9 protein-coding genes are annotated in these 12,495 nt (G+C 42.6%); 3 read left to right on the top strand and 6 right to left on the bottom strand.

What is annotated here, in order from left to right; genetic code table 11:
* Positions 1-127: 127 nt before the first annotated feature.
* Entirely contained in the window at positions 128-1,699 is a 1,572-nt protein-coding gene (locus EXT47_RS06265; RefSeq protein ID WP_045963476.1) for a cation:proton antiporter family protein, read from the top strand.
* A 277-nt stretch (positions 1,700-1,976) separates the two neighbouring features.
* Positions 1,977-2,264 (top strand): hypothetical protein, encoded by a 288-nt coding sequence (locus tag EXT47_RS06260; RefSeq protein ID WP_039497363.1) that lies wholly within the window; start codon positions 1,977-1,979, stop codon positions 2,262-2,264.
* Between the two features lie 190 nt (positions 2,265-2,454).
* Here the strand turns inward: EXT47_RS06260 and EXT47_RS06255 are convergent, their stop codons facing one another.
* The 6 genes from EXT47_RS06255 to ilvY all read right to left on the bottom strand — a co-directional run bounded on the left by EXT47_RS06255 (position 2,455) and on the right by ilvY (position 10,898).
* Positions 2,455-3,441, bottom strand: coding sequence for a sterol desaturase family protein (locus EXT47_RS06255; protein WP_130126133.1), 987 nt, complete (start codon positions 3,439-3,441; stop codon positions 2,455-2,457).
* A 117-nt stretch (positions 3,442-3,558) separates the two neighbouring features.
* Entirely contained in the window at positions 3,559-5,766 is a 2,208-nt protein-coding gene (locus EXT47_RS06250; protein WP_130126132.1) for a TonB-dependent receptor, read from the bottom strand.
* Entirely contained in the window at positions 5,759-7,027 is a 1,269-nt protein-coding gene (locus EXT47_RS06245; protein WP_130126131.1) for an imelysin family protein, read from the bottom strand. The genes EXT47_RS06250 and EXT47_RS06245 overlap by 8 nt, the downstream gene beginning before the upstream one ends.
* Before the next feature lie 82 nt (positions 7,028-7,109).
* Positions 7,110-8,936, bottom strand: a complete 1,827-nt coding sequence (locus tag EXT47_RS06240) for an Ig-like domain-containing protein (protein WP_130126130.1) — start codon at positions 8,934-8,936, stop codon at positions 7,110-7,112.
* Positions 8,937-9,245: 309 nt separating this feature from the next.
* The gene (locus tag EXT47_RS06235; protein ID WP_010373828.1) at positions 9,246-9,941 is read right to left on the bottom strand and encodes a response regulator transcription factor; all 696 of its coding nucleotides are present in this window, start codon (positions 9,939-9,941) and stop codon (positions 9,246-9,248) included.
* A 63-nt stretch (positions 9,942-10,004) separates the two neighbouring features.
* Positions 10,005-10,898 (bottom strand): HTH-type transcriptional activator IlvY, encoded by an 894-nt coding sequence (gene ilvY, locus EXT47_RS06230; protein WP_010605095.1) that lies wholly within the window; start codon positions 10,896-10,898, stop codon positions 10,005-10,007.
* Positions 10,899-11,003: 105 nt separating this feature from the next.
* On the opposite strand from ilvY, the gene ilvC reads away from it, so the two are divergent.
* Complete coding sequence (ilvC, locus tag EXT47_RS06225; protein ID WP_039497351.1) at positions 11,004-12,476, top strand: ketol-acid reductoisomerase; 1,473 nt, start codon at positions 11,004-11,006, stop codon at positions 12,474-12,476.
* The last annotated feature ends 19 nt before the right edge of the window (positions 12,477-12,495 follow it).

The following is a 12,495-nucleotide window of genomic DNA, read 5'->3' as shown; positions in this document are numbered from 1 at the left end:
TCTCCTGTCCGGTATGTCCTTACCTGCATCATAACCATATTTTTTCCAACTTGTCAGCGAAAATTTATAATTTATATATCAGGAGGTTTTGGTACACTGCTCATATCTTGGATAAAAATTTAAAGTTATGGAACTGCTCTATTTTGCTGTCGCATTTGCATGCGGATTTTCTGTTTATCAATTAAAGCTTCCTCCTTTAATTGGTTTTTTGATGGCAGGCTTTGTCTTAAACCTACTTGGCCATAAAACCACGGACTTACTTACCCAACTGGCAGATCTTGGTGTCACGCTGCTGCTTTTCAGCATCGGCTTAAAGTTACGAGTTGGTAACTTGATAAAGCCTCAAGTTTGGGCGCCAGCGAGTATGCACATCATTACCAGTACGGCGTTTTTCGCTAGCCTGTTGTTGATGCTAGGGGCGATGAGCCTACCTTTATTTACTGACCTAGACTGGCAAAGCGCTTTATTGGTTGGCTTTGCATTTAGCTTTTCCAGTACCGTTTTTGCGGTAAAAGTGCTGGAAGAACGCGGTGAAATGGCAAGTCTTCACGGTAAAATCTCAATCGGTATTTTGGTTATGCAAGATATCTTTGCGGTTATCTTTCTCGCCGTCAGTACGGGCAAAGTACCCAATATTTGGGCACTGGCACTGCTTGTAGTGCTACCGCTTGTACGCCCAGTTATGTTTTGGGTATTAAGCCGTTCAAAGCATGGTGAGTTACTTCCTCTTTTTGGCTTCTTTTTTGCGCTAGTCGCAGGCTATCATGCCTTTGAATTTGCGGGTCTCAAAGGAGATCTCGGTGCGCTGATCATGGGTATGATTTTTGCCCCACATAAAAAAGCCGGTGAGTTATCAAAATCACTACTGAATGTAAAAGACATCTTGCTTGTTGGCTTTTTCTTGAATATTGGTTTGAATGCCACGATTACACTGGACGCACTTTTAATAGCGATTCTACTGGTAATTGTTCTACCGATTAAAGTCTCACTTTATTATCTCTTCACCAATATGTTCAAATTGCGTGCTCGTACATCGCTATTGAGCGCTTTTACACTCACTAACTATAGCGAGTTTGGTCTTATCGTGTGTGCTGTTGCATCTGCTTCTGGTGCGGTTGCTCCTGACTGGTTAGCAGTCGTGGCTATTGCTGTTTCTATTACTTTTGTGATTGCGTCTCCGCTAAACAAACGCTCTAACGAAATCTACGTTAAATTAGAGCCTTGGTTATTAAAGTTTGAAAGCCAAGACCGCTTAGAAGAAGAGCTCCCCGTAAACCTAACCGATACCAAAATCGTAATATTTGGCATGGGAAGAATTGGAACAGGTGCTTATGAAACGATACAAGCTAGCTTCCCAGACACCGTTGCAGGTGTAGATATTAAGCCAGAGGTAGTTGAAAAACATGTATCCAGAGGCCGCAGAGTATTGACTGCCGACGCAACCGATCCTGACTTTTGGCAACGTGTAAATCATTCTGAAGTAGAAATGGTAATGCTCGCGATGCCAAAGCATATGCAAAACATTTACGCACTAGAACAGCTCAAAGCATCGGGTTATAACGGCCAAGTTACCGCCATTGCGAACTACCCTGACCAACAGAAGGAATTAGAAGAAATGGGCGTGAATTCTACCTATAACTTCTACCTTGAAGCAGGTAGTGGTTTTGCAGAACACGTAAAAGAGAAATTATTTACTTAAATTAGATATTGGTTCTCAGTATCATAATTGGTACTGAGAACTATTTTCATATTCAGATCATTGTGTTACGTCTAGACGTCTATTTTCATTGTTTCATTCCTCTCATTATTCGATTTACAAAGCTTTACATCCAAGATGGTAATTTGCCCCCACTTCAGAGTAAACTGATCACATCGGACATGGCGTAAGTATCTATTTTATGAACATAAATTGATACCGAATGCCTTTTGAACATCGTGTCACTGGATTGTGAACAAGCTATACCTTTGGGGGTTTTATGATTAAGAATAAATCTAATGGTCAATTTTCTGCAGTAGTGGATGACGTCAAGGCTGCGCCTTTTTCAGACCTCCAAGAAAGACTAGACGCAATTCAGGACAGCGGCATGACAGCGCTGGCAATTCGCAATATCCTATTTCATAAAATGCTCGATATGCACGCAGTACCAAACGATCATTATTTAAGAGATGAAGAAACTCCGAGCCGTTTAGACGATCCAAAACTAATTGAGAAGTTAAATGAGCTAGGCTTTTTCCGCAGCAAGCCTTCATTGCAACTACACTAGTAAAGATTTAGGGAGCCTACTCTCCCACATAGGCTGACAATGCCCGTCGTCAGCCTATTTTCCTCTTCCAACGATAAGCCTTTTCCTTTTACCTAAGTATGCTTATTCACAGTAATAAAAAACGTAAGCTATTACGGCGATTAGCAACAGCAACTTTTCCCTGCAAAGAAGTAGAGCTGAATAACCTAGGTTAGTCACCCTGCGAAGATTTAAGTGGTGGGTTATTTTTCTTTTTCGGTAATAACGTTTTCCAAGCCTGCTTAAATGGCTTCAAATAAATCGCGGTCAGTGAATCATGCCCTGCATCATATTGTCCGACCCCAATGGTAATTTTACCCGCACTCGAGGCCTTAATCAGCGAACCATACATCCGATCCCAAATGGCAAGTGCTGAGCCTAAATTGGTATCAAAGTGAATTGGATTGTCACTGTGATGTACTTGATGTTGTGCCGGGCTAATAAACCAATTCTCTAGTCTATCACCCCAACTCAGCCAGATATGTGAATGCCTTAAATTGGCCCCAAAGATATTAAATAAAAAGACAAACGCATTCGCACCAAGAATATCGTACATACTCAAACTACTGCCAAATACGTAATACCCTATTCCAACCACAATTCCTTGGGTTAATGCCATACGACAGGCGTACAGGTAGCTTTCAACGGGATGTGAACGATAAATGGTAAAGGGGGTCAGGACTTTTGCAGAATGGTGCACCTTGTGAAACTCCCAAAAGAATGGGATTTTATGTAGGAGCAGGTGCAGCAAGAACCGAGTGAGGTCATCGACTATAAACAAAAATAACGTAAATAGTCCAATCACCACCCATTCTGGCGCTTCAAGATGTAACGCTGGGCCAAAAAGCACTTCAAGCCCACCTGATAACCCCAACGCCACCGGTACCATAGTCAACACGATAGGCGTAAACGTCGCTGCCTTTATCAATCGATTTGTGAGCAATAAACAGTAATCGAGCTTGGCGCTTTTGCACCACCACACTTGCTTGGGAAACAGAAACTTTAAAAAACCTTTACCAGAGCGCGCTTTTTCTGTGGCGATATAAACAGGAACAGCCATTAAAATAGCACTAAACAAGTATGGCAAATACACTCTTTTATTGGCATCGAACAAGTAGCCAGGGAGTTCAGTAATGCTTTGCCATAATTGCTCTAACATAGTCATTTCCATCAAAAAGAAACAATGAATTCATATATTTTTGGAATAGCTCCATTGGTCTAGCGACAAGCCGCCATGAAGCTGCGGCTCTTACTCAAGAGCCGCATAGACAATCAATTAAAACTGGTATTTATAACCTACACTAAATTGTCTTGGTTTGCCCGGACGTGCGCCATACGGGCGACGACTGACAATTTCTGCTTCGTCGAACAAGTTGTCGATTTTAGCATAAACTTGACCATACTGACCTAGCTCGTAACTTGCGGATACATCAACGATCGTTGTGCTAGGCACCTTGGCACCTTCAAGTACAAGCTCAAAGTCTTCAGTGCTTCTGCCAGCAGCTTCGCTCATCTCACTGATATATTTGATAGCTACGTTAACTTTCCAGTCACTTGCTGCAAGGCCAATATTAAAAGTGGCTTGATGAGACGGCAAATACGGAAGCTCATCACCATTTTTAATATAACCCCATTGTGCAAACGTTGTCGCACGCTCATTTTGGAACTCACCTTTAGTATAGGTGTAGGTCAGGCTGTAAGGGATATCCAGTTGAAGATTCAAAGGATAACGCTGCGCAAACTGCATCTCTAGACCGTAAACATCCACCTCACCGCCACTAAACTGCTGGTCTTGTTGGTCATTAACACCACAGTTAGACTGACCACAGCTTTCATTCAGATTCTCATAGTCATTGAAAAAGCTCACAATCTCAAACTGCGTCACACCATCATTAAAGCGCCCACCAAATTCGTAGTTAACACTCTTCTCAAGCTCTATATCCGGATCTTGTTGTGGTGAAGAAGGTACAAAACCTTGGTGCACGCCAAATAAGAGACCAGCATCATCAGAAAGCTGATAGAAACCACTTAGGCTAGGTAGCCAAATACGAGTGGTTTTATCAATCCAAACATCGGCATTTTTATTGTCTTGGTATGACATGTCCATCAGTTCGCCACGAAGACCAAGGCCTAGTGTCAACGCATCAAATTGTACTTTATCTTCTAGATATACCGACCACGCTTTGGTATTTTCAGTATTCAGCGATGTAAACTGCTTTGAACCCTCAAGCAACACAGGTGAACCACCTTCCATTGCATACGCTTGCTCAAAGTGTTTGCGCTCAATTTCATCTTCGTGGAAACGCACACCAACTGCGACGTCATGGGTTAAGTTAAACAGGCTAAAGCTCGTATTGGCATCGACTTGAAGACCTTGAGAGAAATATTCACGATCATTAGTTCCCATATTCAAAAAGATATTTGAACCCGCAACGACAGAGTCCCTTGCCCCTGTGATCACGCCGTACTCATTTGCAAAAGTCTCTGGGTTTGCCATGATTTTTGACAGTGATGGTCCACTTTTGCTCCCCACACTATTGAGCTTGAGCCAAGCTCGCTCATAGTCATTACGGTACAATCTTGTTGTAACGTTAAAGTCTTTGCCATCAAGCACATGGGATAACATTATCTGAGTATGCTTAGTATCCATCTCTGCAGGCTGAGACGCTGCATATCGACGATACGGGTTTTCAGCAAAATCTGCATCCGTTAAACCAAGGTAAGTTTCATCGGACAACTCGTCGGCATAGCTGAGTTTTAAGCCAAACGTATGGTTTAGCTCACCTTGAGAAAGTTTATAATTAAACTTGGCTAATATATCGTTCTTCTCAAACCCCGTATCACCACCGCCATCAAGCTCTTTAAAACCATCGGCTTGTAGGTTTACCGCTTCGAATAAGAAGCCGACATTATTTACTACTGAACCGTAGTAACCGTGTGCTTTGGAATAACCGTCGCTGCCAGCCGCAACATCAATACCGCCTTCTGTAAATTCTGGCACTTGGCGAGTCACTAAGTTGAGCGCACCAGCAATTGTTTGCGGACCATGCTTGATAGCCGCAGGCCCTTTGAACACCTCAACCGCTGTCATACGAGTCGTAACCGGAAAATAATAAGCAGCCGGCGCAGAATAAGGAGCTGGGCCAATGAGCACACCGTCTTCCATAATGGTGATTTTTTTGCTTCGCTCAGGTGTTACACCACGAAAACCAATGTTTGGTCGCAGGCCATAACCATCCTCTTCACGAATATTAACGCCAGGTACATTGGAAAGAATACGGTGAATATCGTCGTATTCGTATTCTGCCAACTGCGCTTCTGACAACAAGGTTGCAGAGCCGGCTTCTTTTCGCAATTTATCGTGATGGCTGATAATAGAGATATGCTCAATATCTTGATTATCATCCGCAGCTTGCGCTTGAGGTAGTGCAAAAATTACCGCTACCGCTAATAAAGATTTCTTCATGTTCATGCGCTTAGTCATTGTCACCTGCCGAAGTTTGTGGAAGTTCTAGGGCGAGCTTTTCGATAAACTCGGTCTTTAAATCATCCGTCACTTTTTTAACGTCTGTATGCGTTTGCGTCACTTGCTCTGTAGAACCTGCAAGCTCAGCTTTCAGGCTCGCATTCATCGCAAGCAGAGTAGCTTCTGCATCAGCTAGCCCTGCAAGCATGCGCTCTTTTACATCACTACCATTCTCAGCATCTAAAAAGTCGTCAAAGCCCAATGTATTCTCAGCATCTTGGCCATTACCAGTGAAGATGTTTCTAAATGCTCTGATGTTAGCAAGTAAATTCTCTTTCGAATGTTCTGCAATTGGCGACTCCACCGCTTCAGGGCAAGCCTCTAAACCACACGCATTCGGAAAACCTAGGCCTAACGGCGTCGCTATTTTGCCGTCTTTTAGCTCTTCGGTCATGTAAAATAGCGCCTTTGATATTTCATTGAGCGCTAAGTGAGGCGTGTCAAACGGTGACCCTGGTTGTCCTGCATTAACAAGTTTAGCTGCGTAGCCATTTTCTCCACTCCATTGAGACAGAAGTGAACTACTCTGTGCTTCAATGTCTTTAGCCACTTCCGTCGCAAACTCACAACGCGCAACCGCTCTTTCCTGAGTTGAACGGCTATTCCATGGTGCCAACGCATCATTCACTGACGAGCAGTTGTGATCAAGATTGGCATTGAATAGAAGGTGCTCTAAGGCAGTTAAGCCTTTACGGTTTGCAGTACGCTCAGAGATATTATAAGGATTGCTAGCATTACCGTTAATAACGCCATCCTCAAAATACACTACATCCAAGTCGATATCACATAATGAGCCTGTAGCGGGCCAAACATAAATATTATTTTTAAGCTCTTTACTATTGGCAGTAAGTGGACCCATTTGCATCAATTCAACATACTGCCACCCAACCATAGCGTTGCGCCAACTTTGTTGAGCATTTTGCTTTAACGCAGCGGTATTTTCAGCCAGTACTTTTTCAGCACTACAATAACTCGCAACTTCAAGTTGTTGTGTTACAGCGAGTTCATTGAATTGCTCAATTGCAGGGGTAAGCACATTATTCACAAGGTTACTTACCAGGGCCGCTTCATCAAATTGCGTAGGTAAAGTTGGGTTATCCGTTCCAGAGTTATTATCCTTCACTCCAGGTCCTTGGCTACTTGAAGTACTTTCACCACAACCAGACAATACCAAAGCCACAGCGACGGCAGCAGCACTTAAACGTTTAGATACTCTCATTTGTATTCTCTATTATCTATATACAACAAAAGGTTAGCAGAATTAACGGCTAACCTTTTAACGTTATAAACGAAAATTTAGATTACCAGCTGGCAACATTCTCAGCATCGAAATCATATGCAGTTGCAATGATTTCTCGCGCTTCCAATAAAGCAGTCTTATAAGCTTCCACTTTATCTGCCGCGAATTCAGGCTTATCACCCATTAATTCATGGATTTTAACAAAATCTGCATCTGTAACAGGAGAAAACGGATTAAACTGGAAGTTTAATGCGAAGCCTTTCATTTCAGACCAGTGCTTTGCTACTGCATAGAATTGATCAGCATCAAAATCACCTGATGCGATATCATCTAAATCACCATCATCATTTGAGATTGTATCATTGATATAATGCACAACGGTTGCAGCGATAGACTTTTCCCATGCTAACAACGCTTGATTACGCAATGCTTCTAAGCGTGCTTTGTCCTCGTCTGACCACTGCGCAACATTAGTACCAACATTAGCGTTGATAAGTTTACGCGCTTCAATAAATGCTAATTGTGCTTCAGCGCTGAAGTCTGTTGGGTTAGCGTTAGATTTAGTGCCACGGTCACGCTTTGCTGCATTGGTTGAGTTACCAAAGTTAAATTCAGATAGTAGATCGATTTCGCCGTCATTATCCAAATCATGATAACCACTTGCATACGCTTCACGGCCACCTTTAGCTGAAAGTTCATCGTCTGTGTAGTCTAGATAATCAACAGCAGCACCGAAATAGCCATAGCCTTCATCAAACTTGTGTTCAAGTTCAGTGTAGCTTTTGCCATCCGCTAATGTCGCGTTATCAGCTGACTTTTCACCAATGAGTAAATCATCTAGATAATCGTCCGCACCTTGAGAAAGCGATACTGCACCGTTTAAGTGTTTTTGCATTAGCTGGGCAAGATCAAGGCCTTCCGGTGTTACATATAGTTTGTTCAGCGTGATAGCTGTGCCATTATGCTCTGCTTTGATTGTTGAGCCATTTTCAAATTGCTGAAGTTGCGCTTGTAGCAGGTCTAAATAGTGTAGGGCTAAACCTTCAGGTGTTTTTGGCTGTGTACCAAAGTTAACCCAACCAGCCATGACACCATCCTCTTCCCATGCTTTATGCATATTAGAGGTATCACGTCCCGCAATTTTACCACCTTCGCCAGCGACGTTTTTCAGTGAACTTGAAATTTGTCCTAATGTAGTTTGTGCAGCGTTTGCGGCAACAGCGAAATCAAGGGTTTCATCCAAGACCACTGTGTCTGTCGGCATTAAGAAGGTTTTAATCTCAGTGATTGCCGCTTCAGCTGTTTTTTGCTCCGCCGCATTACCCACAGTTTCATTATTAAGCTTACCCATTAGGCTCTTAATATGAACCATAGCTGCGTGACGTGCGATTTGGCCAGAATAAGAAACTGAAGATTCGCCTTGTGTGTTATTAAAGGCATAGCGGTTTACACCCGCTTTGTTTTCTTCAGCAATTTGTTGAACAGCAATTTCAGCTTCAACTTCTGTTTTTTCGCCTTTGCTGTCGGTTGCAGTGATAGTTACCGATACTTTACCGCCTTCAACCTGTTCGAAGTTTAGTGCGTTTGCAGCTTTGAGCTTAACCGCACCATCAACAATTTCAAAACGGTTGTCAGAGATGGTTAGTGTCAATGCACTTACTTCATCGCTATCGTCAGAAAAAGAGATATTTGCAACCGCAGCACCAAGCGTATCCTCAGATACTGATGCACTGTCTACGGTAATAGTAGGTGCAGCATTGGTGGCTGGAGGTGGTGTTGTGTTGTTATCATCGTTGTCATTTGAGTTGCTGCTAGAGCCACCACATGCGGTGAGGCCTAAAGTTGCAGCGAGAATAGCAGTCGTTAACAGAGACTTTTTAAGTGCCATTGAATTGTTCCTTTGAGACTAATTATGTTTATATTTTCATAACTAGGCGTAAAGTATACACACACCTAAATAGCAATCAATATTATTTGCATTGTATAAATAACAATTTTTTTAAAAATGCTACGTAACAGCTAACTACTCCAGCGCTACCATTCGTGAAAGAGAATACGGATACTCCATATAAAACAAAGGGATAACATCATAAAAATGACGTTATCCCTTTGTATCAGAAACCTGTTTCACAAATTTCTCCGAATTGAGCATTCGAAAAATTCGAAGTATCTTTGCGTTAAATCAAATTGTTACTTTTTAGTTCCAAACGTCAGTAACAAATAAGTAACCCTGACGCCAAATCGTTTTGATCTTCTCTGGACGACTCGGATTATCGTGTAGCTTTTTACGCAAACGAGAGATGCGGACGTCTATTGTTCGCGTATCTGGGCGATAGTATTTGCCAAGGATCTGCTCGTATACAAAGTCACGTTTCACTACTTTGCCGCCATTGCTCGCAAGTAACCATAGCAACTCAAACTCATGGGTTGTGAGGTCAATGCGCTCCTGCCCATAACTCACGCGCCTGGTGTTTTTGTCGATATGCAGTTGGCCAAAGGTTAATTGCTCTGGCTCATCGTCAAACTGCGAGTTTGCAGCTTGCCTTCTTAACACTGCATCGAGCCGAGCTCGCCATAATCTAGGCTTTGCATCTTTGGAAATAACTTCATCAGCACCGAGCTCTAAAAACAGGCTGTGAACATCCTCGTCATCGCTGTCAAGACTGACGATCACAGGGGCTTTGAATCTTTGTCTAAATTGGCTGATTGAATCGCAGGTTGGTACGGATGCGATAGCTTGATCAAGCACGATACCGTTAATAGATTTCCCTGAAAAACCATTCAATTGACCTAATTCCCTCAACAACTCAACAGTATAGCCTTGCTCTTCAAGCATTTTTTGTTGTGATGTCAATATATTGTTATTGCTTTGTGCAACCAAGATAGTGGACACGGACGCACCTCATTCATTCAACATAGATGAACACAGTGTAGTCACGCAACCTGAATGGATGCTTTACAGCGTAAATAATCCTTTTGCCGTATCCCAAAGTGCTTTAACAACTGGGTCATATAACCGTTTATTCTTAGTTACAAGTCCAATTTCAATTTCATCCGATCTAAGCTGTAAAAGCTGAACTTGATTCTTAAATGGACTTTGACTAATTACTATCTCGGGGACACACGCAATACCAAACCCTAAACTCGCGAGCGCAACCATAGCTTCATGACCCGAAACATGCGCATAAACTTTAGGAACAAAATTGTGTTTTTTGCAAAAGTTATCAATTCGATCTTTTAACACGCCTTGCTCTGGCATAATAAAAGACAGCCTCTGCCACGGCATTTCGCTATGACTATATTCATCAATAATAGACTTAAGCGGACAGTCCATCGTTGGGCCAATAAACACCAATCTCGAACGGCCGATTGGCAAGTACTCAATACCGTTCGGTAGATGTTTTGGCTTCACTGCTACCGCAACATCTTCCTTACCACTAGCCACTTCTGCTATTGAATGCGCGGGATCACCAGTAATAAGATTTAACTCTACTTGCGGGTACAGATGGCGAAACTTGGAAAAAAGATCATAAATAAAACTGTAAGTCGCGGTCACTGAACAAAATAAACTCAGCTCACCAGTCAAAGGCTTATCATCGTCAACGCATTCACTCTTAAACTGCCGCCAGCTTGCTAATGTCGCTTGCGCGTAATGAACAAACGCCTTGCCTTGCTGAGTCAACTCAACGGTGCGATTATCTCGTAGGAATAAAGGCGCGCCAACTTCCTCTTCTAACTGCTTGATTTGACGGCTTAATGTCGGAGGACTTACAAAACAGCGTTCACTCGCCCGAGAAAAATGCAGCGTATCTGCAAGTGCCAAAAAATATTTAAGTTGTTTGTGATTCATAGTATTTCACCTTTTGAAACACTATAGTTCAAATATATCATTTTACGCAATCAAAAGTTCGCCCTACTCTGACTTCAATCTATTTCTACAGAATCAGGAAATATCATGTCGAATTACTTTAATACTTTATCTTTACGTGAGCAATTAGCTCAGCTTTCTCAATGTGAATTCATGGATCCAAAAGAATTCGAACAAGGTGTCGACGTTCTGATTGGTAAAAAACTGGTCATCGTTGGTTGTGGCGCACAAGGCTTGAACCAAGGTCTAAACTTAAGAGATTCTGGCTTGAACGTCAGTTACGCACTACGTCCTTCAGCAATTGAAGAAAAACGTCAATCGTTTCTTAATGCATCTGAAAACGGCTTTATTGTTGGCACTTATGAAGAACTCATTCCTGAAGCTGATTTGGTTCTAAACTTAACCCCTGACAAACAACATACTTCTGTTGTAAACGCAGTCATGCCGTTAATGAAAAAAGGCGCAACACTTGCCTACTCTCACGGCTTCAACATCGTGGAAGAGGGTATGCAAGTGCGTGAAGATATCACCGTAATTATGGTTGCACCAAAATGTCCTGGCACAGAAGTACGTGAAGAGTACAAACGCGGTTTTGGTGTACCTACGCTGATTGCAGTTCACCCTGAAAACGACCCTGAGGGTAAAGGTCTCGCGCAAGCTAAGGCATATGCGGCGGGAACCGGTGGTCATCGTGCTGGCGTATTGCAGTCATCATTTATTGCTGAGGTAAAATCAGATCTAATGGGTGAGCAAACCATCCTATGTGGTATGTTGCAAACTGGCTCACTACTATGCTTTGACAAAATGGTAGAAGAAGGCATTGAACCTGGATATGCATCAAAGCTCGTACAATATGGCTGGGAGATCATCACTGAAGCGCTAAAACACGGTGGTATCACCAATATGATGGACAGACTGTCTAACCCCGCTAAGTTACGCGCATTTGAACTGAGTGAGCAACTAAAAGACATCATGCGCCCGCTCTACAACAAGCATATGGACGACATCATCAGTGGTGAGTTTTCAGAAGGTATGATGGCTGATTGGGCTGAAAACGACAATAAATTGCTTACATGGCGTGCAGAAACCGCACAAACTGCGTTTGAAAAGCAAGCGAATACTGATGCTGAGATTTCAGAGCAGACTTTCTTCGACCAAGGTATTTTGATGGTTGCTATGGTCAAAGCTGGTGTAGAGCTAGCGTTCGAAACCATGACAGCAGCAGGCATTATTGATGAATCAGCGTACTACGAATCACTACACGAAACGCCGCTAATCGCGAACACCATTGCGCGCAAAAAGCTGTTCGAGATGAACCGTACTATTTCTGATACCGCAGAATATGGTTGCTACCTGTATAATCACGCATGTCTACCACTATTGAAGCCATTTATGGAATCAATCACAAAACGTGAGATTGGTGAAGGCTTGTTAGACAGTGACAATTATGCTGACAACCAAAAGCTCATAGCTGTAAACCGTGCGATCCGTAACCATCCGGTAGAAAAAATAGGTGAAATCCTTCGCGGTTACATGTCCGATATGAAAAAGATTGTTTAGTAAGTAGAAATAAATTTGC

The organism is Pseudoalteromonas sp. CO342X (assembly GCF_004208915.1).
Lineage (GTDB): Bacteria > Pseudomonadota > Gammaproteobacteria > Enterobacterales > Alteromonadaceae > Pseudoalteromonas > Pseudoalteromonas maricaloris.
Note: the sequence above shows the minus strand (reverse complement) of the source record. Positions and strands in the feature narration are given on the sequence as shown.

Coding starts and splice junctions, on each gene's coding strand:
- EXT47_RS06265 (WP_045963476.1), top strand. CDS start 128: ATGGAACTGCTCTATTTTGCTGTCGCATTTGCATGCGGATTTTCTGTT.
- EXT47_RS06260 (WP_039497363.1), top strand. CDS start 1,977: ATGATTAAGAATAAATCTAATGGTCAATTTTCTGCAGTAGTGGATGAC.
- EXT47_RS06255 (WP_130126133.1), bottom strand. CDS start 3,441: ATGTTAGAGCAATTATGGCAAAGCATTACTGAACTCCCTGGCTACTTG.
- EXT47_RS06250 (WP_130126132.1), bottom strand. CDS start 5,766: ATGACTAAGCGCATGAACATGAAGAAATCTTTATTAGCGGTAGCGGTA.
- EXT47_RS06245 (WP_130126131.1), bottom strand. CDS start 7,027: ATGAGAGTATCTAAACGTTTAAGTGCTGCTGCCGTCGCTGTGGCTTTG.
- EXT47_RS06240 (WP_130126130.1), bottom strand. CDS start 8,936: ATGGCACTTAAAAAGTCTCTGTTAACGACTGCTATTCTCGCTGCAACT.
- ilvY (WP_010605095.1), bottom strand. CDS start 10,898: ATGAATCACAAACAACTTAAATATTTTTTGGCACTTGCAGATACGCTG.
- ilvC (WP_039497351.1), top strand. CDS start 11,004: ATGTCGAATTACTTTAATACTTTATCTTTACGTGAGCAATTAGCTCAG.